The sequence below is a fragment of the Rhodovulum sp. DZ06 genome (assembly GCF_050586345.1).
GTDB lineage: Bacteria > Pseudomonadota > Alphaproteobacteria > Rhodobacterales > Rhodobacteraceae > JBOCEF01.
The window spans coordinates 58260-83214 of record NZ_JBOCEF010000001.1 but is presented as its reverse complement, the minus strand read 5'-3'; the positions used below and the strand labels follow the sequence as shown (position 1 = coordinate 83214).

Sequence of the window (24955 nt, the reverse complement as noted above, 5' to 3'; positions counted from 1 at the left end):
CCCATCCCCCGCGCCCGACCCCCGACGGGGCCGGGCGCGTCCCCCGTTCCGCAGACCGCTGGCAGGGCTCCATGATCAAGCTCCACACCATCCGCGCCCGTCTCGTCGCCATGAACCTGGCGCTCGGCGCATTCACGCTCGGCGCCATCGGCGTCAGCTTCGTCGAGTTCTCGACGGTGGACGAGACTTTCGGCGAGATGCGCCAGAACAGCCTGCCGCAGGTCGACGCGAGCCTGCGGCTGCTGTCCAGCGGCGCGCGCATGGTGCTCCATCTCGGCCAGATCGGCACCTCCTCCGATCAGCAGAACATCCGCATGCACGCCGACGCCGCGCGCGAGGGCGTCGCCGAGGCGCAGGCCGCGCTGTCGGACATGTCGCGCGAGGCCCAGGACGCCGCCGGCCCGTCGCTCGAGGCGGCGAGCGCCTCGCTTGAAGATTTCGCCGCCGCGCAGGCCTCGAGCCTCGAGGCCGGGGCCCGCGTGAAGCAGGCGATCGCCGCGCTGTTCGCCGCCGCCAACGACGCGGGCGAGCTGCTGCTGGCCATCGAGAAGGACTCGGTCGTCGCCCTCGACGCCGCCGCCGCCCGCGCCTCGGGCGACATCACCGGCGCGCTCGACACGCTGGTGTCGCGCGACATGGCCCTGGCCGGCGCGGCGCTGGAGCTGCGGGCCGAGGTGAACCTGCTGTCCGGCGCCGCCGCCGCCCGCTCGCTGTCGCGCGAAGCGGGGCTGACCTCGATCCTCTCCGACCTCGAGACCGCCGCCGCGCGGCGCATCGGCGCGATCCTCGAAAGCCCGATCATGTCCCACATGGACGCGGACGCGGTCGAGAAGATCCGCGAGCTGATGCAGCTCAACGAAACCACGATCCGCGGCCCCGCCTGGCGCGAGCAGTTCCTGCGCGCCCGCGCCGCGGCCGATGCGGGCCTCGCCACCACCCTCGACGACGCGCTGTTCACGCTGGAGATCGGCGCGAGCGAGGCGGGCGAGTCCAACCGCGAGGCGGTGCGCCGCCTGCTGGAGGACGAGGTCGCCCAGTCCCGCGCCGTCTCCCGGCTGCGCTCCGAGCTCGGCGGTTTCCTGACCCTGGCCGTCACCGCCGCCACCGCCTCCGACATCGAAACCCTCGACGCCGCCGCCAAGCAGGCGCGCCGCGGCTCGATCCGCCTGACCGCCGCCAGCAAGGCGGGCGGCGAGGCCTTCGCCGCGATCCTCGAACGGCTGAAGGCCGCCGCCTCGCCGACCGACGGGCTGATCGCCCATCGCCGCGCCGCGCTCGAAAGCGAGATCCGCGCGCGCAACGAGCTGGAGCGGATGTCGGAGCTGCTGGCCGAGGTGGTCGCCGGCGCCGGCGCCCAGGGCGACAATGTGATGGAACGGCTCGACGCCGACGCCGTGCAGGTCTCGGACCGCACCGCAGGCGCGCTGCTCATCCTCTCGGGCGTGGCCCTCTCCGCCGCCGTCGTGACGGCGGGATCCATCCTGTTCGCCATCCGCGGCGTCGCCCGGCCGCTGTCGCAGCTGACCGGCGCCACCGCCCGCATCGCGCGCGGCGAGATGCGCCGCCTGACCGGCTTCGACAACCGCAAGGACGAGATCGGCCAGATGGCCGAGGCGCTCGAGGTGTTCCGCCAGAGCCTTCTCGACATGGAGCGGATGCGCGAGGAATCGGCCACGCGCGAGAAGGAGGAGGAGGAGCGCCGCGCCGCGATGTTCCACCAGCTGTCCGAGGAGATCGGCAAGGTCGTCGCCGCCGGCTCGCGCGGGGACTTCTCGCGCCGGGTCGAGGCGAAGTTCGACGACCCCGAGATCTCGGCGCTGGCCGCCGACGTCAACCAGCTGCTCGACGCCTCCAATTCCGGCCTCTCGGCCGCGCGCAAGGCGGTGTCGGCGCTGGCCAGCGCCGACCTGACCCAGCGGATGGAGGGCACGTTCCACGGCGATTTCGCCGCCCTGCAGCGCGACGTGAACGCCTCCTTCGACCGGCTGTGCGAGCTGGTCGGCACCATCCGCAGCGGCGTCGACGCCGCCGCCCGCCGGGCCGACGGGCTCAGCGGCGGCGCGCGGGAGCTCTCGCAGCGCACCGAGGGCCAGGCCGCGACGCTCGAGGAAACGGCGGCGGCGATGGAGGAGATGGCCGCGGCGATCAAGTCCAACGTCGACTCGCTCAACCGCGCCGAGGCGCTGTCCCGCGCCGTGTCGGAGAAGACCACTTCCGGCGGCTCCGCCGCGCGCGCGGCGGTGGAGAACGTGCAGCGGATCGAGCAGAGCTCCTCGCGCATCACCGACATCATCTCGGTGATCGAGGGGATCTCGTTCCAGACCAACCTGCTGGCCCTCAACGCCGCGGTCGAGGCCGCGCGGGCGGGCGAGGCGGGCAAGGGCTTCGCGGTCGTCGCCGCCGAGGTCCGCACCCTCGCCCAGCGCTCGGGCGAAGCGACCCGCAACATCACCGAGCTGATCGAGGAAAGCGCGGCGAGCGTGGCGGCGGGCGTCTCGAGCGTCGAGGCGACCGGCGCGGCGCTGCGGGAGATCGAGGAATCGGTCCAGCCGCTGATCGAGTCGCTGGCCGACATCGCCGCCGCGGGGCGCGAGCAGACCCAGGGCGTGGACGAGGTGAACCAGTCGGTCGCCGATCTCGACCAGGCCACCCAGGCCAACGCCGCCTTCGCCGACCGCTCCACCGGCGCGGCGACCGAGATGGTGCAGGAGCTCGACCGCCTCGAGCGGGTGGTGGCGGAGTTCCAGGTGAACGACGCCGACCGCTCCGCGGACAGGGACGCCCGGGCGGCCTGACCTGTGCAGGCCCTCGCCGCCCGCCCTCCAGCGCGGGTCGGCAGGCGGCCGGGCCGGGGGCGGCCAGGACGCCCCGGCCCCGGCCCTGGCCCTGGCCCTCGCCCCCACCCCAACCCGGACCACGGGACGGGGCGGCACGGGTCCTACAGCACGAGACGGGCCGGGGCGCGACACGCCCCGGCCCGTCCGCCGTTTCGGCGCGGCGCCGCCCGAGGGACGGCGACGCCTTCCGCGCAGTCCCGACCCGCCGGCGAGGGGGGGGAGGGCCCGGCGCGCGGCGCCGAACGGCGGCGCGGGGGCGCATCAACCCGGCCCGCCGGAACGGTCCGGGCGCCGGGGACGCGCCGCCGCGCCATCTCCGGGGACCGGGCGCGGACCGAGGCCGGACCGCGCCCCGCCCGTCAGGCCTCCACCGCCATCGCCACCAGCGCCTGGCGGTCGATCTTGCCGGTCCCCGTCTTGGGCAGCTCGGCAACGTAATCGACGATGCCCGGCCGCTTGTAGGGGGTCAGCCGCTCCTTCACGAAGGCCCGCAGCCGCTCGGTCGCCGCCGCATCGCCGCCGCCGTCGCGCAGCGCCACCACGGCGCGCAACGCGATCCGCTCATCCGCCAGCTTGTGCGCCAGCACCGCGCATTCCCGAACCTCGGGATGCTCGTTCAGGCACCGCTCCACCTCCAGCGGCCAGACCCATTGCCCCGAGACCTTCACCAGGTCATCCGCCCGGCCCTGGAAATAGTAATGCCCGTCCCGCGCGATGAAGCGGTCGCCGGTGTGGATCCAGTCGCCGCGCATCGTCTCGCGCGTCTTGTCGGGGCGGTTCCAGTAGCAGGGCGCGGAAGAATGCCCGCGCACCTCCATCACCCCTTCCTCGCCCGCGGCCACCTCGCGCCCGTCCGGGTCCACCAGCCGGATCTCGTAGCCCGGCACGCGGGCGCCCGCCGACCCGAGGCGATGATCGTCATGGGTGTTCGACAGGTACACGTGCAGCATCTCGGTGCTGCCCAGCCCCTCGGTCGGCCCGTGCCCGGCCAGCGCCTTCCACGCGCCATAGATCTCGGCGCTCAGCGTCTCGGCCGCGGACATCGAGCGGCGCAGGAAGGACAGGTCCTTCTCCGCCGCCCCCGGCGCATGGGCCAGCGCGGTGTAGAGGGTCGGCAGCCCGAAGAAGACGGTCGGCCGCCAGGTCTCCAGCGCCGCCCACACCATGTCGGGGCGCGGCTGGCCCGGGGTCAGCACCGAGGTCGCGCCGACCGAGAACGGGAACAGCAGCGAATTGCCGAACCCGTAGGCGAAGAACGCCTTCGGCACGGAATAGCAAATGTCCGACGGCTCCAGCTGCAGCACCCGCCGCCCGAAGGCCATGTCGGCATAGGCGAGGTCGTGGTGCATGTGGACGATCCCCTTGGGCCGCCCGGTCGAGCCCGAGGAATACATCCACAGCGCCATGTCGTCGGGGCCGGTGTCGGCGGCCTCCAGCGACTCGGGCATCCCCGCGGTGAAATCCACCTCGCACTGCTCGGACGCGCCGGCGGGCGTCCCGCCGACCAGCACGACCTTGGAGACGCGCGAGCCGGGGCGGGCCTCGGCCATCACCTCCTGGAAAGCGCCCTCGCAAACCGCGATCCGCGCGCCGCTGTCCTTGAGGAAATAGTTCAGCAGTTCCGCCCGGGTCTGGGTGTTGAGCAGCACCGGCACGAAACCCGCCCGCACCGCGCCGTAGAAGGCGGCGGCGAAGGCCGGGCCGTCATCGAGGAAGAAGGCGATCCGCTCGCCCCGCCGCAGCCCGAAGCGGGCGAAGGCATGGCCCCAGCGCGACGCCTCGGCGATCAACTCGGCATAGCTCAGCGTGCCGCCCGGGCCGGTGACGGCGGTCTTGTCCGGGTTGCGCGCCAGGTTCTGCCACAGGATCTCGGAGCAATTGGGGTGATCCGCGCGCCGGTAGCCGATCTCCACCGCGCCGGGCAGATCGTCGGCCACCGGGTCCACGATCGGATCCTCGGCATGGGCGGCCTCGTAGCGGGCGGTGAAATCGGGCGCCAGCTTGCGCATCCGCTCGAGGTCCACGCGGCCGGAGCGCGACAGGTAGTCGAAGGCGAAGTCGAGCGGCGGCAGGGCGATCTTCTCACCGAAATGCTCGTACCAGCGGGCCGAGGTGTTGGCGGCGTCGACGATCTTCTTCGCGATGGGCAGGCGCTCGGCCTGCCAGTTGGCCAGCGCCGCGTCCACGTCCGGCTCCGCGGCCAGGTGGGCGACCAGCGAGTTGACGTCCTCCATCGCCAGGCGCGTGCCCGAGCCGATGGAGAAATGCGCCGTGTGCGCGGCGTCGCCGAGGATCACCCGGCGCCCGGCCACCCAGTTCTCGCACCACAGCCGCGGGAAGTTGCGCCAGTGGGACTTGTTGCAGACCAGCTTCGCGCCCTGCAGCGCGTCCGCGAAGATCTCGCCGCACAGCGCCGCGCTCTCCTCCTCGGACATCCCGCCGAAGCCGTAAGCGTCGAAGGTGTCCGCCTCGCATTCCACGATGAAGGTGCTGCGATCCGGCGCGAAGCGGTAGTGGTGGGCGTTGAGCGGCCCCTTGTCGGTGTCGACGAAGGTCTGGGTCAGCGTGTCGAAGGGCCGGTCCGTGCCGAACCACGCGAAGTGGTTGGTGAATTCCTCCATCTTCGTGCCGAACGCCTCGGGGTCGCTGGCGCGGACCAGCGAGTTCAGCCCGTCGGCGCCGATCACCAGGTCCGCGTCCAGTTCCGCCAGGTCCGTCACCTCGGTGTCGAAACGGATGTCGATGCCGAGGCTCTCGGCCCGCTCGCGCAGGATCTCGATCAGCTCCAGCCGCCCGATGGCGGAGAAGCCGATCCCGTCCAGCACCTCCTGCCCCGCGGGCAGGTTCAACGTCATGTTCCGCCACCGCTCCATCGCCGGGGCGATCTGGTCATGGATCCACGGATCGTCCTGCTTGAGGAAATCCAGCGCCTGGTCCGAGAACACCACCCCGAAGCCGAAGGTGGCCCCGGCGGGGTTCCGCTCGGTCACGCGCAGGCGCAGATGCGGCATGGCCTTGCGCAGCAGGATGGCGGCGTAGAGGCCCGCGGGCCCCCCGCCGAGAATTTCGACGGAACTCAGCGTCATGCAATCCCCTCCCGGATTCGCTCGACAGATGTCGGCTGAAACCATAAGCTTCGTTCCGAAATGTGCAATGCCTTCTTCAATGTGGAAATCTCGATGCGCCATCACAGCCAATTCCGGGTCAGCTTCGGCGACTGCGATCCGGCGGGAATCGTGTTCTATCCCAACTTCTTCCGCTGGCTGGACGCGTGTTTTCACGAGTATCTCGCGGGCCATGGCGGGCATGAAAAGGTCTGCGAGTCCGTGGGCTCCATCGGCCTGGGGCTGATGGATGCAAGCGCGCGCTTCCGCCGCCCGGTGAAGCCCGGCGACGTGCTGACCGTCGTCATCACCGGCTTCGAATGGAGTGAGAAGAGCCTGACCCTGCGCTACGAGGGCCGCCTCGGCGACACCGTGGCGATGACCGGGACCGAGGTCCGCGGCATGTTCATCCGCACCGAAACCGGCCTGCGCGGCGGCGAGATGGCGCCGCTGCGGGCGATCCTCGACCCGGCATGAGCGGGGAGGAGGCAGGCAAGGCGCGCTCCGGCGCCCAGTCGCTGGACCTTGCGCTGGTGGTGCTGGGGGCGCTGCGCGACGCCGGGGGGCCCGCCGCGCTCTCGGACCTCGCGCGCGCCTGCGACATGGCCCCGAGCAAGGTGCACCGATACCTCGGCGCCTTCGTGCGCGCCGGGCTGGCGGCGCAGGTGGAGAAGTCCGGCAAATACACGCTCGGCCCCGGGGCGATGGCCCTTGGGCTGGCGGCGCTGGCGCGGCATGACTTCGTGAACGACGTGGCCGACGCGCTGCCCGAGCTCTGCGCCGCCACCGGGATGACCGGCCTCGTGTCGGTCTGGAGCCCCCAGGGCGCCGTCGTGGTGCGGTGGGAGCGGGCCGAGAGCCCGGCGGTGACCTCGATGGGTCTCGGCTCGGCGCTGCCGCTGCTGAACTCCGCGTCGGGGCGGGTGTTCCTCGCCTGGGGGGCCGAGGCGCCCCTGCGCGGCACGCTGGCGGCGGAGCTGAGCCGGGCGAAGAAGAACCCGCGGCTGGTCCCGGATCTCGAGCCGACGCAGGCCGGGGTGAAGGCGCTGCGGGAGCGCCTGCGCGGGCGCGGCTACGCGACGGTGGACGGCGATTTCATCCCCGGGCTGGTGGCGCTGGCCGCCCCGGTGCTCGACTGGCAGGGCGAGGCGCAGCTGGCGGTGACCCTGATCGGCTCGGACCCCGCTGCGCTGGACCCCGGCGGCCCGGCGGTCGCGGCGCTGACCGCTTTCGGCAAGGCGCATTCGGTGGGCTGATCCCCCTGCCCCAAGCCCCCTGCCCCGCGCGGCAAAGAAAAACCCCCGCCGGATCGCTCCGGCGGGGGTTTTCCGCGTCCATCAGGCCGAAATCAGCCGATGATGCCGTTCAGCGTGGCCGAGGGGCGCATCACGGCGGCGGTCTTCTCCGCGTCGCCATGGTAGTAGCCCCCGAGGTCCACCGCCGGGCCCTGCGCCGCGGCCAGCTCGGCCACGATCTTGTCGGCATTGGCGCGCAGCGCCTCGGCCACCGGGGCGAACTCCGCCTTCAGCTCGGCGTCCTTGTCCTGTGCGGCCAGCGCCTCGGCCCAGTAGAGGGCGAACCAGAAGTGGCTGTCGCGGTTGTCCGGTTCACCGACCTTGCGCGACGGCGAGCGGTTCTCGTCCAGCACGCCCTGGGTGGCGGCGTCGACCGCCTCGCCCAGCACGCGGGCCTTCTCGGAGCCCTTCTGGTCGGCGAGGAACTTGAAGCTCTCGCCCAGCGCGCAGAACTCGCCCAGCGAGTCCCAGCGCAGGTGGTTCTGCTCCTGCAGCTGCTGGACATGCTTGGGGGCCGAACCGCCGGCGCCCGTTTCGAACAGGCCGCCGCCGTTCATCAGCTTCACGATCGACAGCATCTTGGCCGAGGTGTTCAGCTCGAGGATCGGGAACAGGTCGGTCAGGTAGTCGCGCAGCACGTTGCCGGTGATGGCGATGTGGTTCTTGCCGGCGGTGATCGTCTCCAGCGCGCGGCGGGTCGCTTCGCGCGGGGCCATGATCTCGAACTTGTCCGCCACGCCGCGGGCCTCGAGGATCGGCTTGACGTACTTGATCAGCTCGGCGTCATGGGCGCGGTTGGCGTCCAGCCAGAACACCGCCTCGCAGCCTTCCGCCTTCTGGCGGTCGATGGCGAGGTTCACCCAGTCCTCGATCGGCGCCTTGCGGGCCGAGGCCGAGCGCCAGATGTCGCCCTGCTGCACCGCGTGCTCATGCAGCACCGTGCCGTCGGCCAGCACCATGCGCACGACGCCTTCGGAGGGCATCTCGAACGTGGTGGGGTGCGAGCCGTATTCCTCGGCCTTCTGCGCCATCAGCCCGATGTTCTGCACCGCGCCGGCGGTGGCGGGGTTCAGCTTGCCGTTCTGTTTGAAGAACTCGATCGCCTCGTCATAGACGGTGGCGTAGGAGCTGTCGGGGATCACGCAGACGGTGTCGTGCTGCTTGTCGTCCGGGCCCCAGCCCTTGCCGCCGTCGCGGATCAACGCGGGCATGGAGGCGTCGATGATGACGTCGGACGGCACGTGCAGGTTGGTGATCCCCTTGGCGGAGTTCACCATGTACATCGGCGGGCGCGCGGCGTTGCAGGCCTCGATCTCGGCCATGATCTCGGCGTCGTCCTTCACCCGCTCCAGCAGGTCGCCCATGCCGGAATTGGGGTTCACGCCCAGCGCCTCGAGCCGCTCGCCGAATTTCTGGAACACCGGCTGCAGCCAGGCGCGCACGGCATGGCCGAAGATGATGGGGTCCGAGACCTTCATCATGGTGGCCTTCATGTGCAGCGAGAACAGCACGCCGTCGTCCTTGGCGGTGTTGGCGATCTCGTCCAGCAGGAACTTGTGCAGGGCGGTCGCGGACATGAAGGTCGCGTCCACCACGGTCCCGGCGGGGTAGGAGACTTTCTTCAGCTCGGTCTTCGACCCGTCGGCGCCCTCGAACACGATGGTCGCCTCGGCGGCGTCCCCGAGGGTCGCGGACTTCTCGTTCGAATAGAAGTCGTTCGCGCCCATGGTGGCGACGCGGGTCTTGCTGTCGGCCGTCCACTCGCCCATGCGGTGCGGGTTGGCCTGGGCGAATTTCTTCACCGCGATGGCGGCGCGGCGGTCCGAGTTGCCCTCGCGCAGCACCGGGTTCACGGCCGAGCCCTTGATGCCGTCATAGCGGGCGCGGATCTCTTTCTCTTCGTCCGTGGCGGGCTCCTCGGGGTAATCCGGCAGGGCGTAGCCCTGGGACTGGAGCTCCTTGATCGCGGCGACGAGCTGCGGGACCGAGGCGGAGATGTTCGGCAGCTTGATGACGTTGGCTTCCGGGGTCTTCACCAGCTCGCCCAGCGCGGCGAGGTCGTCGTTCTGGCGCTGCTCTTCCGTCAGGCTCTCGGGGAAGGTCGCGATGATGCGGCCGGCCAGCGAGATGTCCATGGTCCCCACCGAGATCCCGGCGGCGGACGCGAACTTGCGGATGATCGGCAGGAGCGACGCGGAGGCCAGCTCCGGCGCTTCGTCCACCTTGGTGTAAATGATGTCGGGCGTGTTCGAGTCGGCCATGATTCACCACCTTTGTCCTTGGGCGCGCGGAAGCTAGCCGACGGGGGCGCCACGGTCTACAGCCGTATACAGGGGCGTGCGGCCATGTCGCTATCCGGGGATCAGCGGTCGGAGGCGGTCGGTCGCTGCGGCGTGCTTCCGGGGCGCAGTCTGCGCGCCCGGGGCCATGACCGCAACGGGCCGCCCCTGCGTCACAGGGGCGGCCCGGGGCTCGGCGCGCAGCGGCCCAAAGGCGTCACAGCGGCGGCAGCGCGCCCTTGTGCAGCACCACGGCGCTGGCGCAGGCATGGCCCGCGCGCACGGCCTCTTCCGCCCCCGCGCCGGTCAGGCGGGCGGCGAGGAAGGCGCCGTTGAAGCTGTCGCCCGCGCCGGTGGTGTCGACGGGGGTCACCTTCGGCAGGTCCGACAACTCCGCCGCGCCATCGGGGCCGGAGACGAGCACCGTCCCGCCGCCATTCTTCACCACCACCTCCCGCGCCCCGGCGGCGTGCAGACGCGCCGCGGTGGCGTGGATGTCGGCGTCGCCGAAGGCCGCCGCCTCGTCGTCGAAGCTCGGCAAGGCGATCGAGGCCGCGCCCGCGGCGGCGGTCAGCGCGGCGCGCATGGCCGCCGCATCCTCCCACAGCGCCGGGCGGATATTGCCGTCGAACACCACGGCCGCGCCCGCGTCCCGCGCCCGCGCCATCGCCGCGATCAGCGCCGCGCGCCGGTCGGGCGCGAGGATCGCCAGGGTGATGCCCGAGACATGGATGCAGGCGGCCTGCCCGAAGGCAGCGCTCAGCGCGCCCTCGTCATCGGCCAGCAGCCGCGCGGCCGAGCGGTCGCGCCAATAGGTGAAGCTGCGCTCCCCGTCCTTCAGCGCGATGGCGTAGAGGCCGGGGCGGCGCGAGGGGTCGCGGGCGATGAACCCGGTCTCCAGCCCCCGCGCCTCGGCGGCGGCGGCGATTCGGTCCGAGAACGGGTCGGTCCCGAGGCGGGTGAAATAGCCCACGCGCCAGTCCGCGGGCAGCGCCCGGCGCGCGTGGCAGGCGGTGTTGTAGGTGTCGCCCGCCACGCCCTCGCGCCACAGGCCGGGGCCGTCGCCCGAAAGCTCGACCATCACCTCGCCGACGGCGAGGAACAGCTTGCCCGGTCCGGCGGCCATCACGCCGCCTCCCGCGCCGCCGCGTCCGCTTCCGCTTCCGCCGCGGCCTTCATCCCGCGCGACAGCATCAGGGCCAGCGCGCATTCCACCTCGGCCGCCCACTCGGGCGACCCGCGCAGCGCGTCGGGGAACAGGCCCGGCAGGCCCGCCAGGGCGTCGCGGATGCCCGCGGCCCCCTGCACGCCGCGCAGCGCGGCCTTTATCTCGGCCTCGCGCGGGTCGTTCAGCGGGTGGTCGCGCCCGTCGTCGCACACCCCCATCGCCCAGCGCATCCAGGCGGCGGCGGCGAAGGCGAAGGGGCGCAGGGGCTGGCCCGCCTCCAGCGCGTCCACGGCGGGGGCGAGGATCCGCTGGGGCAGCTTCTCGGTCCCGTCCATGGCGATGTGGCGCGTGGCATGGGCGATGGCGGGGTTGGCGAAGCGGGCGGCCAGCGCCTCGGCATAGGCCGGAAGGTCCGCGCCCGGCATCGGCGGCAGCGTCGCCGCGGCGGCGGCCATGTGGCGGCGCACCAGCAGCGCCAGCGCCGGGTCGGCCATCACGTCGCGCACGTATTCGACATGCGACAGCGCGCCGACATAGGCCATCATCGAATGCGCGCCGTTGAGCATCCGCAGCTTCATCGCCTCGTACGGGGCAACGTCCTCGACGAACTGCGCGCCGCCGGCCTCCCAGTCGGGACGGCCGGTGGGGAAGTCATCCTCGATCACCCACTGGAAGAAGGGCTCGGTCTCGATGGCGCCGAGATCCGCGCAGCCGGTCAGCCGCTCGGCGTCGGCCAGCGTCGCCCCGGTGGCGGGCGGCGTGATGCGGTCGACCATGCAGGAGGGGCAGGCCATCTCGGCGCGCATCGCCTCGGCCAGCGCGCCGTCGCCGGCGCGCATCGCGAAATCGACCAGCGCGCCCTTCAGCAGCTTGCCGTTGTCGGGAAGGTTGTCGCAGCACAGCACGGTCAGGAAGGGCAGCCCGGCGGCGCGGCGCAGCCGCTGCGCCTCGACCACCAGGCCCAGCGCGCCCGTCGGGCTGCGCGGATCGGCGAGGTCGGCGGCCACGGCGGGATGCGCCGGGTCGCAGCCCCCCGCGGCGCGGGAGAGGCCGTAGCCCTTCTCGGTGATCGTCAGCGTGACGATGCGGGTCCCGGGCGCGGCCATCCGGGCCAGCGCCTCGGCCGCCGCGCCGTCGCCGCCCGCGGCCCCGGCCAGCGCGCCGATCACCCGCGCCGACAGCGCCTCGCCCCGCTCGAGCAGGGTGTAGAGGCCGTTCTGCGGGCCCAGCGCCTCGGCCGCCGCGGCGCTGCGCAGGGACGCGGCCCAGATCCGCCAGTCCCCGCCCGAGGCCGAGAGCGCGTCGCAGGTCGCCGCCGCCTGGTGGGCGCGGTGGAAGGCCCCGAGGCCGAGATGCACGATCCCGACGCCATGCGCGGCCGGGACATAGGCGGGCAGGCGCACGCCGGGCGCGACCTGCGACAGGTCCGAAAGCCGCGCGGTCATTGCGCCGCCTCCGCCCCGCCCATAAGGCGCGAGAGCCCCGCCTCGACCCCGCGCAGCTCGGCCAGCCCGCGCAGGCGGCCGATGGCCGGGTAGCCCGGCTGCGCCTTGCGCGTCAGGTCGTCGAGGATGTCCTGCCCGTGATCGGGCCGCATCGGGATGTTCCAGTCGGCGCGGCCCTCGGCGCGGCGGCGGGCTTCCTCTTCCAGCACCGCGTGGATCAGCGCCACCATGTCGGTGTCGCCGCCGAGATGCTCGGCCTCGTGGAACGACCCGCGGATGTCGTCGCTTTCGCGGGTCACGTTGCGCAGGTGCAGGAAATGCACCCGGTCCCCGAGGCGGCGCATCATCCCCGGCAGGTCGTTGTCGGGCCGCGCCCCGAGGCTGCCGGAGCACAGCGTCACGCCGTTGGCGGGGCTGTCCACGGCGTCGAGCACCTGTCGGTACTGCGCCTCGGTCGACATGATCCGCGGCAGGCCCAGCAGCGGGAAGGGCGGGTCGTCCGGGTGGCAGCACAGGCGCATCCCGATCTTCTCGGCCTCGGGGGTCACTTCCTCGAGGAACGCCACCAGGTTCGCGCGCAGCGCGTCCTCGGACATGTGGGCGTACTCGGCCAGGTGCGCGCGCACGTCGGCCAGCGTCATGTTGTCGGCCGCGCCGGGCAGGCCGAAGGCGACGTTGTTCGCAAGCTGCGCCTGGGTCGCGTCATCCATCGTCGCGAACCGGGCGGCGGCGGCCTCGCGCACACCTTCGGGGAAATCCTCGGCCGCGCCCGGACGGGCCAGCACGTGGATGTCGAAGGCGGCGAAGTCGACCAGGTCGAAGCGCATGCAGGTCGCGCCCGTGGGCCGCCGATGCGCGAGGTCCGTGCGGGTCCAGTCCAGCACCGGCATGAAGTTGTAGCAGATCACCTCGATCCCCGCCGCGCGCAGGTTGCGCATCGACGTGATCCAGTTGGCGACATGGGCGCGCCAGTCGCCCGCCTGCTTCTTGATCGATTCGGAGACCGGCAGGCTCTCGACCACCTCCCAGGCGATGCCGGAGGGCGCGCCGTCCTTCATCCGGCCGATCTCGGCCTGCCGCTTCGCGATCTCCCCGGGCGTCCACACGTCGCCCGTGGGCACGTGGTGAAGGGCGGAAACCACCCCCTGCACGCCCGCCTGGAGCATGTCGTCGATCGAGACCAGATCCCGGGGTCCGAACCATCGCCAGGTCTGCCGCATGCCGCGTCCTCCGCTGTCCCGCCCTCTCTCGCGGGGCGGGATCGTTTTCCGTGATGTCGCCCCCAGAGTTAGCAGAACGGAAAGGAGTTGACTAGTATGGAAGTATGGCGGATACAGGGGACGGGAGACCGACATGACCGAACTGTCCAACCACGACTGGAGCATCTCGCAGGGCGAGGCCGCGGGGCCGCAGCTTCACCGGATTCTGCGTGAGCAGATCGTCCGCGGAGATCTGGCGCCGGGGGTGCGGATCTCGGAGGCCGAGATCGCCCAGCGCTTCGGACTCAGCCGGCAGCCGGTCCGGGAGACTTTCATCAAGCTGAGTGAAGAAAAGCTTGTTGAAGTCCGTCCCCAGCGCGGAACTTTCGTTAAAAAGATAGAGGTCCAGGCCGTCGTGCAGGGCCGCTTCGTGCGCGAGGCGGTGGAGGCCGACATCGTGCGCCAGGCCGCCGAACTGGCCCGCCCCGAGGACATCGCCCGCCTCAAGGAGCTGATCGAGGCCCAGCACCGCGTCCAGGACGACTCGGACGCGTTCATCGTGCTGGACGAACAGTTCCACCGCGCCATCGCCGCCATCGCCGACAAGGAATACGCCTGGTCGCTGGTGCAGGGCCTCAAGACCCAGATGGACCGCGTCCGCCACATCAGCGCGCGCCAGTTCCACATCGGCAAGCTGGTGATCCAGCACGCCGCCATCGCCAAGGCGATTTCCGAACGCGACGCCGACGCCGCCGAGAAGGCGATGCGCGGCCACCTGCGCGAAGTGCTGCGCGACCTGCCCCAGGTCGCCGCCGCGCGTCCCGAATTCTTCGACGGGACCTTCGGCTGACGGCGCCCTGCCGATCAGCCGCCCGTCGGGGGGAGAGAAACGAGAAAAACCGGAGGAACCCATGTTCAAATCGATCCGCACGGGCGCCGTCGCCCTCGCCGCGCTGGCCGCCGTCGCCGCCGCCCCCGCCTGGGCCGCGGACCTGACCCTCAAGCTCGGCCACCTCGCCAACGAGCAGAACGCCTGGCACAAGGCCGCCGTGAAATTCGGCGAGGAGCTGGCCGCGCGCACCGACGGCCGCATCGCCGTCGAGATCTACCCGAACGAGTCGCTCGGCAAGGAGATGGACCTCATCAACGGCATGCAGCTGGGCACCGCCGACATGACCATCACCGGCGAATCGCTCCAGAACTGGGCCCCGATGGCCGCCCTGCTGGCCGTCCCCTACGCCTACAAGTCGCTCGAGCACATGGACGAGGTCGCCGGCGGCGAGATCGGCGAGCAGATCAAGGCCCAGATCGTGGAGCGCGCGCGCATCCGCCCGATCGCCTATTTCGCCCGCGGCCCGCGCAACCTGACCTCGAACCGCCCGATCGCCCACCCGGACGACCTGGACGGGCTGAAGATGCGCGTGCCGAACGTGCCGCTCTTCGTCGACGTGTGGAAGGCGCTCGGCGCCCAGCCGACCCCGATGGCCTTCTCCGAGGTGTTCACCTCGCTGCAGAACGGCGCCATCGGCGCGCAGGAGAACCCCCTCGCGCTCATCCGCTCGGCCAACTTCAACGAGGTCCAGTCCCACGTGAACCTCACCCAGCACGTGCGCTCCTGGATCTACCTGACGATCTCCGAGCTCGCCTGGAACAAGCTGTCGGATGAGGACAAGGCCCACGTGATGGACGCCGCCGCCGCCGCCCAGGCCTATGAGCGCGAGCTGTTCCTCGCCTCGCTGGCCGAGGACCGCGCGTACCTTGAGGGCAAGGGCATGACCTTCACCGAGGTCGACGGCGCCGCCTATGCCGCCAAGGCCAAGGACGCCGTGCTCGCCAACGTCAACGACGAGATCAAGCCGATCGTCGAAGGCCTGTTCGCCGAATAAGGCGCACCCCCTCCGCGCGGCGGGCCTTGGGCCGAGGCCCGCCGCGCGGTCGCGACCCGGTCCGGGGCCCCAACGCCCCGGGCCGGATCGCTCCCAGACCCGAACGCCCGCCGCCCCGCGCCCCCCCTCGGCGCAGGCGGGGCGGGCCGAGGGCCCCGGACCTTCCCCCCGCGCGCGGCGCCCCTCCCCCCACGAGGGCCGCGGGCGCGCCGTCCGGGGCCCGAACCTTCGCCTCACCCGGCCCGTCTTCCGCCGGGCCCAGGCCGCGCCGGGCCGTCCCGCCCGCCGCACGCGTCCGCCTCAGCGGTCCCGGTCCTTCTGCCCCGGGGTCCCGCGCCCAAGCGTCCCCCCCGGGCCGCCCGACCCGCCCCGCCCGCCGCGCCGACCCGGCAAGGCGCGGGCCGGGCCGGGCGGCCCGCCCGCTTCCCGCCCGCGCGGGCCCGGACCCCGGGCCATGGCGCGGGCCCCGCCTCCGCGGCGCCCGGGGCCGGATCCGGCCGGGGCGCCCGCCCGCCCCGCCCGGGCCCGTCCGCGCGCCGCGCCCCTCCGCAGGGGCGCCGCCGCGGGGCCCCGGGCGATCCGCCCATGATCCGGCCGCCGCACGGCCGCGCCAGCCAACCGGAATCCCATCCCATGCAACGCCTGCTCGCCGTCGCGACCGGGGCCTGCCGCATCGCCGCCGGCCTCGCCTTCGCGGTCCTGATGGGCGCCGTGCTGACCCAGGTGGTCGGCCGCGTCATCATCCAGGACAGCCCCGTCTGGACCGAGGAGCTGACCCGCTACGCGCTCCTCTTCCTCGCCGCCTTCGGGCTCGGCCCCGCGCTGCTGTCCGGCGATCTCGTGAACGTCGACATCGTGTGCGAGGCGCTTCCCGGGATCGCCCCGAAGGTCCTGCGGGTGATCTGCGCCCTGCTGACCGCCGGGATGTGCGGGCTGCTGGTCATGCCCGCCTGGCAGTACACCTCGATCGGCGCCTTCCAGACCTCCCCCGCGCTCGGCGTGCGGATGGACTTCATCCACGCCTCGGTGCTGGTGATGCTGGTCTCGCTCGGGCTCTTCTCGCTGCTGCGCGCGGCGGCCGAAATCGCGGGCGTCGACACCCGCCCGCAGGAGGACGCGTGATGGAGCTTTTCGCGCTGATCGGAACCTTCGTGGGCGGGCTGATCATCGGCCTGCCGGTGGCGGTGACGCTGGGGCTGGCCTCGATGGCCTATATCCTGCTCGCCGGGCTGCCGCTGGTGGTGATCCCGCAGAAGATGTACGCGGGCATGGACGTGTTCGTGCTGCTCTGCATCCCGGGCTTCATCCTGGCGGGCAACCTGATGAACGCGGGCGGGATCACGGAACGCATCGTGCGCTTCGCCACCGCCCTCGTGGGCTGGCTGCGGGGCGGGCTGGGCCTGACCAACGTCGCCGCCTCGATGCTGTTCGGCGGCGTGTCGGGCACCGCGGTGGCCGACGCGGCCTCCATCGGCGGCATGATGATCCCCGGCATGAAAAAGGCGGGCTACCCGGCCGATTTCTCCGCCGCGGTGACCGCCGCGTCCTCGACCGTCGGGCCGATCATCCCGCCCTCGGTGCCGATGATCATCGTCGGCGCGCTGTCGGGGATCTCGGTGGGCAAGATGTTCCTGGCGGGCGCCATCCCGGGCCTGCTGATGGGCGTCGCGATGCTGTTCACCACGTGGTTCATCGCCCGGCGCAACAACTATCCGCGCCAGCCCTGGCAGGGGATGGGAGAGCTGGGCGCGAGCTTCCTCGGCGCCTTCTGGGCCCTCGCCATGACGGCGCTGATCGTGGTCGGGCTGCTCTCGGGCATCGCCACGCCGACCGAGACGGCGGTGATCGCCACCGTCTACGCCTTCTTCGTCGGCGCCTTCATCTATCGCGGCCTGCCGATCCGCAAGGTACCGAAGATCGTGATGGACAGCGCGACCTCGGCCGCCGCCATCCTGGCGCTGGTGGGCTTCGCCAACGTCTTCGGCTGGATCCTGGTGTCCGAGCGCATCCCGCAGATGATCGCCGACGGGGTGCTGTCGATCACCGACGACAAGCTGCTGGTGATCCTGCTGATCAACCTGCTGCTGCTGTTCGTCGGCATGTTCATGGAGACGATCGCGGCGCTGATCATCCTGTTCACGCCGCTGCTGGCGCTGGCCACGGCGGTGGGGATCGACCCGCTGCACTTCGCGACCTTCGCGGTCCTGAACCTGATGATCGGCCTGACCACGCCCCCCGTCGGCGTCTGCCTCTTCGTCTGCGCCAACATCGCCCGCCTGCCGCTGGCGCCGGTGATCAAGGCGATCATGCCCTATCTTCTGACCAATATCGCGGTCCTGCTGCTGGTGAGCTACTTCCCCGTGTTCTCCACCTGGCTGCCCGCGACCCTGATGAAATGAGCGAGCCCATGGAAACGCGCGTCTGCCGTCTTCACGCCGTCCACGACCTGCGGGTCGAGAGCGAGCCCGTCGCCCCGCCCGCCGCGGGCCAGGTCCTGCTGCGCCTGCGCGCCGGGGGGATCTGCGGGTCCGACCTTCATTATTTCCACGAGGGGGGCATCGGCGCCATCCGCGTGCGCGAACCCATCATCCTCGGGCACGAGGCGGCGGGCGAGGTCGAGGCGCTCGGCGAAGGGGTCGAGGGGCTCAAGCCCGGCCAGCTCGTCGCCATCAACCCCTCGCGCCCCTGCGGGGAATGCCGGTTCTGCGCCGAGGGAACCCCGCGCCAGTGCCTGTCGATGCGCTTCAACGGCTCGGCGATGTTCCTGCCGCACACGCAGGGCCTGTTCCGCGAGCGGATCGTGGTCGACGCCGCCCAGTGCGTGCCGATGGCCCCGGGCGTCTCCGCCTCCGCCGCCGCCTGCACCGAGCCGCTGGCCGTGTGCCTGCACGCCCGCAACCTCGCCGGGGACCTGTCGGGCAAGCGGGTGCTGGTGACCGGCGCCGGCCCCATCGGCGCCCTCTGCGTCGCGCTGGCGAAAAGCGGCGGCGCGGAGGAGGTCGTCGTGACCGACCTGCAGGACGCGGTGCTGGACGTGGCGGCGAAGATGGGCGCGGACAAGACGGTCAACGTCCTCTCCCAGGCCGATGCGCTTGCGCCCTACGCCGAGGAAAAGGGCGCCTTCGACGTGGCCTTCGAATGCTCGGGCGCCGGTCCCGCGATCAAGACCTGCCTCGAGACGCTGCGCCCCGGCGGCACGCTGATGCAGGTCGGCATGGCGGGCGAGGCGACCGTCCCCCTCGGGATGCTGGTGGCGAAGGAGATCAAGCTGCGCGGCGCCTTCCGCTTCGACCGCGAGTTCGCCGCCGCCGCCGGGCTCATCTCCTCCGGCGCCATCGACGTGACGCCGATGGTCACCGGGACCTTCCCGCTCTCGCAGGCGAAGGAAGCGTTCGAGACCGCCGGCGACCGCACCCGCGCGGTGAAGGTCCACCTGTCGTTCTGACGACCGGCGCGCGGGGGGCGCTCAGGCCCCCCGCCGCTCCACCTTGCTGCCCGCGGGCGTCTTGCGCACGTAGAACCCGTTCGGCGCCGCCTCCTGCACCAGGGGGACGTGCGAGATCAGCCCCACCGCCCGCGCCCCGCCCGCCAGGTCTTCCAGCGCCTGCAGCACCTGTTCCAACGTCCCCGAGCCGTCCTCGGCGTCGAGGCTGCCGAACCCCTCGTCGATGAAGATGGTGTCGAGCCGCACCTTCCCCCCGGCGCTTTCCACGACATCCGCCAGCCCCAGCGCCAGCGCCAGCGCGGCGATGAAGGTCTCGCCGCCAGAAAGCGTCGCCGTGGGCCGGGCGCGGCCGGTGTGCAGGTCGAACACCTCGATCCCGAGGCCGCGGCGCGCGCGCCCGCCCGTCGCCTCCTCCTCGCGCCGCAGGCGGTAGCGGCACGCGGACATGGGCTGCAGGCGGCGGTCGGCGGCCGCCAGCACCCGGTCGAACATCGCGCCGATGGCGTAGGTCTCGAGGTCCATCCGCAAATCGTTCCCCGCGTCGCAGAGGGCGGCGAGGCCGCGCAGGGGCCCGGTCTCCTCCTCCAGCCTGTCGAGCCGCGCCAGCTCCTCGGCCAGCGCCTCGCGCAGGCGGATCAGGGCCGCGCGGGCGGTCTCCGCCGCGGCGCGGGCGTCGGCGGCGGCTTTCAGCGCGGCCTCCGCCTCCGCCTCGGCGGTCTCCAGCGCGGGGAGGTCGGGGCGCTCCTGCCCCGCCACCGCCTGCGCCGCGGCCTCGGCCTTGGCGGCGGCGGCGGCGCGGGCGGTCCTGTGCGCCTCCACCGCCGCGCGGTCGGCGTCCAGCGTCGCGATCTTCGGCTTCAGCGCGGCATAGGCCTCGGCGTCCAGCCCCCGTTCCGAGAGGCGCGCGGCGAAGAGCTCCGCGGCCTTCTGCGCCCGCCCTTGCGCGCCTGCCAGCGCCGTGCGGGCGGCGGCCTGCGCGCCCGCGGCGGTCAGCGCGGCCTCGCGGGCCGTGCGCTCGGCGGTCTCGGCGGTTTCCAGCGCCTTGGCGGCCTCGGCGACGGCGCGGTCGGCTTTCGCGCGCGCGGCTTCCAGCGCCGCGGGATCCCGCAGCGCCTCGGGCGCCGCCGACAGCGCCTGTTTCAGCGTCGCGGCGGCGGCGGCGGCCTCGGCCTGCGCCTCGGACGCCGCTGCGCGGGCGGCGTCGCGCGCGCCCTCCGCCGCCTCCTGCGCCGCGGCGAGGTCCGAGAGACGCGCCTCCGCCGCCCCCACGTCCTGCGCCGGGCCCAGCGCCTTCAGCGCCGCATCCGCCGCGCGCCACTCCGCCCGCAGCGCCTCGGCGGGTCGCCCCGGCGCCTCCAGCCCCGCCAGCCGCTCCTGCCGGTCCTGCAGCAGCCTGCGGGCGGCATCCAGCGCCCCGGCGGCCTGTGCCAGCGCGTGCTGCGCGGCGTCGCGGGCCGCGCGCGCCTTGCGGAACCCGGCGTCGAGCCCGGCATGCCCCTCGGCCCCCCGCGCCGGGGCCGGGTGCTCGCAGCCCCCGCAGACCGGGCACGGCGCGCCAGGTTCCAGCGACGCCGCAAGGTGCTGCGCCTGCGCCGCGGACAGCGCCCGTTCGGCGGCGTCATGGGCGGCATCCGCGGCCTTCGCCGCCGCCTCGGCCTTCGCGTGGCGCGCCTCGGCCGCCTCCAGGTCCTTCTGCGCGGCGGCCAGCTCCGCCGTCGCCTTCTCCTGCGCCGCCGCCTCGCGCCCCTGCGCGGCGAGCCGGTCGCACAGGGCCGAGAGGCGGGCGCGCTCGGCCTCGGCCTTCCGCATCCCGGCCAGCGCCGCGTCCTGCGCCCGGCGCGCGTCGGCGGCCTCCTGCGCGTGTTTCTCCGCGTCCCCGGCCTTGTCCCGCGCCGCCTTGGCCCGCCCCTCGGCGGCGGCGGCCTCCTGCGCCAGCCCGGCGGCGGCCTCCAGCACCTCGGCATGGCGGGCGAGCGTCTCCGCCTCGGCCCGCAGCGCCTCCCGCTCCGGCGCCTTCGCCCGTTCTGCGTCCAAGGCCCCGGCGGCCTTCGCGGCGGCCCCCGCCGCCTTTTCCGCCGCCGCCTCGGCGGCCTCCAGCGCCGCCTGCGCCTCCTGCGCCTCCTGCGCGGCGTCGTCCCGCGCGGTCTCCACGTCCAGCAGCTCCGCGGCCTTGGCGGCGCGCTGCACCCCGGCCTCCAGCGCCGCGACCTCGTCATCCTTCGCGGCGATCCCGGCCAGCGCCGCGGCGGCGGTTTCCGAGGCGGCGAACAGCCCCTCGATCCGCCGCGCCTCGGCGGCGGCGCCGCGGGCGCGTTTCGCAGCGTCCCCCGCCCCGGCCTCGGCCTTCTTCAGCGCGGCCACTTCCTCGCCCGCCGCCTCGATCCCCCCGGCCAGCGCCTCGACGCTCTCGAACCCTTCCGCCTGCAGGCGCCCGGCGCAGACGGCCCGCGCCTCGCGCACCTCCCGCTCGGCGCCCGCCGCGTCTTCCTTCAACTGCCGCGCCAGGCGGCTGTAGAGCGAGACGTCGAACAGGTCCTTGAGGATCTTCAGCCGGTCCTTGGAATCCGCCGCCAGGAACGCCTCGAACCGGCCCTGGGGCAGCAGCACGATGCGCCGGAACTGCTCGGGGCCGTAGCCGAGCAGGTCCTTCGCGGCGTCGTTCACCGTCTTGACCTTCTTCTCGGCGATGACCTTGCCGGGATTGGCCTCGTCGATCTCCTCCAGCGCCATGCCGGTGGCGTCGAACAGGAACGCCTTGTGCGCCTCCTTCGTCTCGCCGCCGCCGCGTTTCGCCGGGCGCATCTGTTCCGGCGCGCGCCGCATGACATAGCGCTTGGGGCCGATGTCGAACACCAGCTCCACCTCGGTCGGCAGGTCGGCGGGGGACAGGTCCGAGCGCAGCGAGCGCGGCTCCTGCTCCTCCCGCGCCGGCTCGCCGAACAGGGCGAAGGTGAGGGCGGAGAAGATGGTGGACTTGCCCGAGCCCGTCGGCCCGTAGACCCCGAACAGCCCCGAGGCGGCGGCGGCGCGGAAATCCACGACCTCCCGCCCCGCGAAGGGGCCGAAGGCCTGCATGGTCAGGCGAAGGGGCCTCATGCCTCGTCCTCCTTGCGCTTGAGGGCGCCGAGCGCGCGGGCCAGCAATTCGGTTTCCCGCGCGTCCGGGCCTATCCCGCGCACGGTCTCGAGGAAGCCGCCCAGCACCTCCATCGGGTCGGCGGGGCGTTCGGGGGCGGCGAGGGCCGATTTCGCCTCGGGCGCGCGCAGGCTGCGCAGGTGGGTCAGGCGGCAGGCGTTGGGGAACACCTCTCGCAGCCGCCGCATCGGATCGACCGGGGGCGCGTCGTCGGTCAGCTCCGCCGCCACGATGTCGTCCGATTGCGGCAGGGCCAGCAGCTCCGCCATCGTGCCGCGCAGCAGTCGCACGGCCCGGAGGGGGGTAAAGGGCAGTTCCTCGATGCGCGCGACGCCCTCGGGGCCGAGCTCCACCAGCGACATGGATTTCGCCGCCCCCGCCTCGTCGAAGCCGAAGGCCAGCGGGGCGCCGGAATAGCGGATATGGGGCGCGGTCACGTGCTGGGGCCGGTGCAGGTGGCCGAGCGCGACGTAATGCGCGCCGTCGAAGGCCGCCGCGTCCACCGTCTCGATCCCGCCGACGGCGAGGGGGCGTTCCGTCTCCCCCGCCGCGCCGCCGGCGACGAAGGCATGGGCGACGACGACATGGCGCGCGCCCTCGGGGACCGCGCGGCGGGCGGCCGCCATCTGCGCCGCGATCACGTCATGGGGCGTGGCGATGGACGGGTCCCCCAGCGCCTCCCGCGCCGCGTGCTCATAGACGAAGGGCAGCGCCGAGACCGCCACCGGCCCGTGCGCGTCGTGCAGCAGCATCGGCGGCTCCTCCGCCGTCGCCGCCCCGCGGATCAGGGCGCGGGCGGGGTCGGTGAAGGCGGCCATCGCCTCGATCCGGTCCGGCCCGTCATGATTGCCCGAGATGATGGCGACGGCGGTCTTCGTCGCCGCCACCCTTCGCAGGAAATCGTTGAACTGCCGCTGGGCCGAGGCCGGGGGCTGGGCGCGGTCGAACACGTCCCCCGCGACGATCAGCAGCTCGGGGCCGTGCGCGTGGATCGCCGCCAGCACCTGGTCCAGCGCGTCCTGCTGGTCCGCCTCCAGCGACAGGCCGTTGAACTGGCGGCCGAGATGCAGGTCGGCGGTGTGCAGGATGCGCATGAAGCTCTCCGGGACGCGGGCGGGGCATTGGTTGTAGGCCCCCGCCGCGCCGCCCCTCAAGCCCTGATCCTGGCCCCGATCAGGGCCCAGATCACGGCAGGTACGCCCCGTGCTCCAGCAGCCGCCGCTCGTGGGTCGAGATCCGCTCCCCCGCCTCGGCCGAGCCCGCGGCCATCTCCGCCACCAGGATCTCGGCCAGCGCGAAGGCGGGGGCGAGGGACGGGAGCATCTGCGGCCCCTCCATCATCGGGGTGAACACGATCTCGGCCCCCTCGGCCACCGGCGAGGCGTAGCTGTCGGTGATCGCGATCACCTTCGCCCCGCGCCGCCGCGCCAGCGCATGGGCGCGCACGGTCTCGGTGGAATAGAGGCGGAAGGTCATCGGGATCACCACGTCGTCCGGCCCGCAGCCCACCAGCAAATCGGCGATGCCGCCGGGATGCGAGGAGGCGGGCTCGAACCCCGGAAACGCCATGCGCCCCGTGTAGGCCAGGTAATGCGCCAGCGCGTGGCAGGAGCGCACGCCGACGCAATACACCTTGCGCGCCCCGCGCAGGATCTCGGCCGCGCGGGCGATCCGCTCGAGGTTCTCGGGGGCGTAGAGGTCGTCGACATTGCGCAGCGCCGCGGCGTGGGCGGCCGACAGCAGCGCGCCGTGATCCTCGTTCTGGAGCCGTTCAACCCGCTCGCGGTAGATTCCCGCATCGGGCCGGATCGCGCGCTGGAACGCCTGGCGGCATTCGTCATAGCCTGCAAAGCCCATCGCCCGCGCCAGCCGGAACACCGTGTTGGGATTGGCCCCCGACAGCTCGGCCAGGCCGCGCACCGACTGGAAGGCGATTTCTTCGGGCGAATCCAAGGCCCACAGGGCCAGCGAAGCGAGTCGCGGAGAGCCCCCGCGCGCGATCTCGGCGAGGGCCCGGCGAAGCTCCTCGATGGTCTCAGGCGGCGGTGAGGGCATGAATCTTCCCTGGATTGCGGCGGAATTGTGAAACATATGGCCTCACCCCTTGACCATTTTCAAGCGTTCGTTTCATGGTTTGTTTCGCCGCGCAACGCCGCGGCCCCACAGGGAATTGACAGGGAAAGTCACATGAAACGCTTCGTCCTCGGGACCTGCGTCGCCGCCGCCACCGCCTTCGGCGCGGTCGCCGCTTCCGCCCAGCAGACGTTCATCTCGATCGGCACCGGCGGCGTCACCGGCGTCTACTACCCCACCGGCGGCGCCATCTGCCGCCTCGTGAACCGCGGCCGCAAGGATCACGGGATCCGCTGCGGCGTCGAATCCACCGGCGGTTCGGTCTTCAACATCAACGCCATCCGCGGCGGCGAGCTGGAATTCGGCGTCGCCCAGTCCGACTGGCAGTACCACGCCTATAACGGCACCTCGCGCTTCGAGGAGCAGGGCCCGATGGAGAACCTGCGCGCGGTGTTCTCGGTCCACCCCGAGCCGTTCACCGTGGTCGCCCGCGCCGATGCCGGGATCAAGAATTTCGACGACCTGAAGGGCAAGCGCGTCAATGTCGGCAACCCCGGCTCGGGCCAGCGCGGCACGATGGAAGTGCTGATGGGCGCGATGGGCTGGTCGATGGCCGACTTCGCGGTCGCCTCGGAACTCCAGGCCGCCGAGCAGTCCCAGGCGCTGTGCGACAACAACATCGACGCCATGGTCTACACCGTCGGCCACCCGTCCGGCTCGATCCAGGAGGCGACCACCGCCTGCGATTCCGTGCTGGTGAACGTGACCGGCCCGGCCGTCGACAAGCTGGTCGCCGACAACCCCTACTACCGCACCGCGACCATCCCGGCGGGCATGTATCGCGGCAATGACGAGGACACGATGACCTTCGGCGTCGGCGCCACCTTCGTCACCTCGGCGGACGTGCCCTCCAACGTGGTCTACGAGGTCGTGAAGGCGGTGTTCGAGAACATCGACCAGTTCCGCTCGCTGCACCCGGCCTTCGCCAATCTCGACCCCAAGCAGATGGCGAATGACGGCCTGTCGGCGCCCCTGCACGAGGGCGCGGCGAAATACTTCAAGGAAGCCGGCCTGATCGAGTGATCCGGC

17 protein-coding genes are annotated in these 24955 nt (G+C 72.6%); 9 read left to right on the top strand and 8 right to left on the bottom strand.

What is annotated here, in order from left to right; translation table 11 throughout:
- The first annotated feature begins 71 nt into the window (after positions 1 to 71).
- Positions 72 to 2795 (top strand): methyl-accepting chemotaxis protein, encoded by a 2724-nt coding sequence (locus ACQ5SO_RS00300; protein WP_430939562.1) that lies wholly within the window; start codon positions 72 to 74, stop codon positions 2793 to 2795.
- A 401-nt stretch (positions 2796 to 3196) separates the two neighbouring features.
- Here the strand turns inward: ACQ5SO_RS00300 and ACQ5SO_RS00295 are convergent, their stop codons facing one another.
- Complete coding sequence (locus ACQ5SO_RS00295; RefSeq protein WP_430939561.1) at positions 3197 to 5923, bottom strand: benzoate-CoA ligase family protein; 2727 nt, start codon at positions 5921 to 5923, stop codon at positions 3197 to 3199.
- A gap of 93 nt (positions 5924 to 6016) precedes the next feature.
- On the opposite strand from ACQ5SO_RS00295, the gene ACQ5SO_RS00290 reads away from it, so the two are divergent.
- Both ACQ5SO_RS00290 and ACQ5SO_RS00285 read left to right on the top strand, forming a co-directional pair.
- Positions 6017 to 6418, top strand: a complete 402-nt coding sequence (locus ACQ5SO_RS00290; protein WP_430939560.1) for an acyl-CoA thioesterase — start codon at positions 6017 to 6019, stop codon at positions 6416 to 6418.
- Positions 6415 to 7197 carry an IclR family transcriptional regulator gene (locus ACQ5SO_RS00285; RefSeq protein WP_430939559.1) on the top strand — a complete coding sequence of 261 codons (783 nt, stop codon included), beginning with the start codon at positions 6415 to 6417 and terminating at the stop codon, positions 7195 to 7197. Before ACQ5SO_RS00290 ends, ACQ5SO_RS00285 begins: the two co-directional genes overlap by 4 nt.
- A gap of 92 nt (positions 7198 to 7289) precedes the next feature.
- On the opposite strand, the gene ACQ5SO_RS00280 is transcribed toward ACQ5SO_RS00285, so the two are convergent.
- From ACQ5SO_RS00280 to uxuA, 4 genes are all read right to left on the bottom strand, one after another.
- Positions 7290 to 9497, bottom strand: a complete 2208-nt coding sequence (locus ACQ5SO_RS00280; protein ID WP_430939558.1) for an NADP-dependent isocitrate dehydrogenase — start codon at positions 9495 to 9497, stop codon at positions 7290 to 7292.
- Positions 9498 to 9732: 235 nt separating this feature from the next.
- Positions 9733 to 10641: a sugar kinase gene (locus ACQ5SO_RS00275; RefSeq protein WP_430939557.1), complete on the bottom strand. Its 909-nt coding sequence runs from the start codon at positions 10639 to 10641 to the stop codon at positions 9733 to 9735.
- Positions 10641 to 12128, bottom strand: coding sequence for a mannitol dehydrogenase family protein (locus tag ACQ5SO_RS00270; protein WP_430939556.1), 1488 nt, complete (start codon positions 12126 to 12128; stop codon positions 10641 to 10643). The genes ACQ5SO_RS00275 and ACQ5SO_RS00270 overlap by 1 nt, the downstream gene beginning before the upstream one ends.
- Entirely contained in the window at positions 12125 to 13348 is a 1224-nt protein-coding gene (gene uxuA / locus ACQ5SO_RS00265) for a mannonate dehydratase (protein WP_430939555.1), read from the bottom strand. Before uxuA ends, ACQ5SO_RS00270 begins: the two co-directional genes overlap by 4 nt.
- A gap of 133 nt (positions 13349 to 13481) precedes the next feature.
- On the opposite strand from uxuA, the gene ACQ5SO_RS00260 reads away from it, so the two are divergent.
- The 5 genes from ACQ5SO_RS00260 (at position 13482) to ACQ5SO_RS00240 (ending at position 18658) form a co-directional block, all read left to right on the top strand.
- Positions 13482 to 14177, top strand: coding sequence for a GntR family transcriptional regulator (locus ACQ5SO_RS00260; RefSeq protein WP_430939554.1), 696 nt, complete (start codon positions 13482 to 13484; stop codon positions 14175 to 14177).
- 61 nt (positions 14178 to 14238) lie between these two features.
- Positions 14239 to 15213 carry a TRAP transporter substrate-binding protein gene (locus tag ACQ5SO_RS00255; protein ID WP_430939553.1) on the top strand — a complete coding sequence of 325 codons (975 nt, stop codon included), beginning with the start codon at positions 14239 to 14241 and terminating at the stop codon, positions 15211 to 15213.
- A 633-nt stretch (positions 15214 to 15846) separates the two neighbouring features.
- Positions 15847 to 16335, top strand: a complete 489-nt coding sequence (locus ACQ5SO_RS00250; RefSeq protein WP_430939552.1) for a TRAP transporter small permease — start codon at positions 15847 to 15849, stop codon at positions 16333 to 16335.
- The gene (locus tag ACQ5SO_RS00245) at positions 16335 to 17612 is read left to right on the top strand and encodes a TRAP transporter large permease (protein WP_430939551.1); all 1278 of its coding nucleotides are present in this window, start codon (positions 16335 to 16337) and stop codon (positions 17610 to 17612) included. The genes ACQ5SO_RS00250 and ACQ5SO_RS00245 overlap by 1 nt, the downstream gene beginning before the upstream one ends.
- 8 nt (positions 17613 to 17620) lie before the next feature.
- Positions 17621 to 18658, top strand: a complete 1038-nt coding sequence (locus tag ACQ5SO_RS00240) for an L-idonate 5-dehydrogenase (RefSeq protein WP_430939550.1) — start codon at positions 17621 to 17623, stop codon at positions 18656 to 18658.
- 21 nt (positions 18659 to 18679) lie between these two features.
- On the opposite strand, the gene ACQ5SO_RS00235 is transcribed toward ACQ5SO_RS00240, so the two are convergent.
- The 3 genes from ACQ5SO_RS00235 to ACQ5SO_RS00225 form a co-directional block, all read right to left on the bottom strand.
- Positions 18680 to 21754: an AAA family ATPase gene (locus tag ACQ5SO_RS00235; RefSeq protein WP_430939549.1), complete on the bottom strand. Its 3075-nt coding sequence runs from the start codon at positions 21752 to 21754 to the stop codon at positions 18680 to 18682.
- Entirely contained in the window at positions 21751 to 22887 is a 1137-nt protein-coding gene (locus ACQ5SO_RS00230; protein WP_430939548.1) for an exonuclease SbcCD subunit D, read from the bottom strand. The genes ACQ5SO_RS00235 and ACQ5SO_RS00230 overlap by 4 nt, the downstream gene beginning before the upstream one ends.
- A gap of 91 nt (positions 22888 to 22978) precedes the next feature.
- On the bottom strand, positions 22979 to 23848 hold the full coding sequence (locus ACQ5SO_RS00225; RefSeq protein WP_430939547.1) for a MurR/RpiR family transcriptional regulator: 870 nt from the start codon (positions 23846 to 23848) through the stop codon (positions 22979 to 22981).
- 132 nt (positions 23849 to 23980) lie between these two features.
- Here ACQ5SO_RS00225 and ACQ5SO_RS00220 point away from each other — a divergent pair, with 132 nt between their 5' ends.
- Entirely contained in the window at positions 23981 to 24949 is a 969-nt protein-coding gene (locus ACQ5SO_RS00220) for a TAXI family TRAP transporter solute-binding subunit (protein ID WP_430939546.1), read from the top strand.
- The last annotated feature ends 6 nt before the right edge of the window (positions 24950 to 24955 follow it).

Excerpts from the sequence above, each read along its gene's own strand:
- ACQ5SO_RS00300 (WP_430939562.1), top strand. The coding sequence starts at position 72 with ATGATCAAGCTCCACACCATCCGCGCCCGTCTCGTCGCCATGAACCTG.
- ACQ5SO_RS00295 (WP_430939561.1), bottom strand. The coding sequence starts at position 5,923 with ATGACGCTGAGTTCCGTCGAAATTCTCGGCGGGGGGCCCGCGGGCCTC.
- ACQ5SO_RS00290 (WP_430939560.1), top strand. The coding sequence starts at position 6,017 with ATGCGCCATCACAGCCAATTCCGGGTCAGCTTCGGCGACTGCGATCCG.
- ACQ5SO_RS00285 (WP_430939559.1), top strand. The coding sequence starts at position 6,415 with ATGAGCGGGGAGGAGGCAGGCAAGGCGCGCTCCGGCGCCCAGTCGCTG.
- ACQ5SO_RS00280 (WP_430939558.1), bottom strand. The coding sequence starts at position 9,497 with ATGGCCGACTCGAACACGCCCGACATCATTTACACCAAGGTGGACGAA.
- ACQ5SO_RS00275 (WP_430939557.1), bottom strand. The coding sequence starts at position 10,641 with ATGGCCGCCGGACCGGGCAAGCTGTTCCTCGCCGTCGGCGAGGTGATG.
- ACQ5SO_RS00270 (WP_430939556.1), bottom strand. The coding sequence starts at position 12,128 with ATGACCGCGCGGCTTTCGGACCTGTCGCAGGTCGCGCCCGGCGTGCGC.
- uxuA (WP_430939555.1), bottom strand. The coding sequence starts at position 13,348 with ATGCGGCAGACCTGGCGATGGTTCGGACCCCGGGATCTGGTCTCGATC.
- ACQ5SO_RS00260 (WP_430939554.1), top strand. The coding sequence starts at position 13,482 with ATGACCGAACTGTCCAACCACGACTGGAGCATCTCGCAGGGCGAGGCC.
- ACQ5SO_RS00255 (WP_430939553.1), top strand. The coding sequence starts at position 14,239 with ATGTTCAAATCGATCCGCACGGGCGCCGTCGCCCTCGCCGCGCTGGCC.
- ACQ5SO_RS00250 (WP_430939552.1), top strand. The coding sequence starts at position 15,847 with ATGCAACGCCTGCTCGCCGTCGCGACCGGGGCCTGCCGCATCGCCGCC.
- ACQ5SO_RS00245 (WP_430939551.1), top strand. The coding sequence starts at position 16,335 with ATGGAGCTTTTCGCGCTGATCGGAACCTTCGTGGGCGGGCTGATCATC.
- ACQ5SO_RS00240 (WP_430939550.1), top strand. The coding sequence starts at position 17,621 with ATGGAAACGCGCGTCTGCCGTCTTCACGCCGTCCACGACCTGCGGGTC.
- ACQ5SO_RS00235 (WP_430939549.1), bottom strand. The coding sequence starts at position 21,754 with ATGAGGCCCCTTCGCCTGACCATGCAGGCCTTCGGCCCCTTCGCGGGG.
- ACQ5SO_RS00230 (WP_430939548.1), bottom strand. The coding sequence starts at position 22,887 with ATGCGCATCCTGCACACCGCCGACCTGCATCTCGGCCGCCAGTTCAAC.
- ACQ5SO_RS00225 (WP_430939547.1), bottom strand. The coding sequence starts at position 23,848 with ATGCCCTCACCGCCGCCTGAGACCATCGAGGAGCTTCGCCGGGCCCTC.
- ACQ5SO_RS00220 (WP_430939546.1), top strand. The coding sequence starts at position 23,981 with ATGAAACGCTTCGTCCTCGGGACCTGCGTCGCCGCCGCCACCGCCTTC.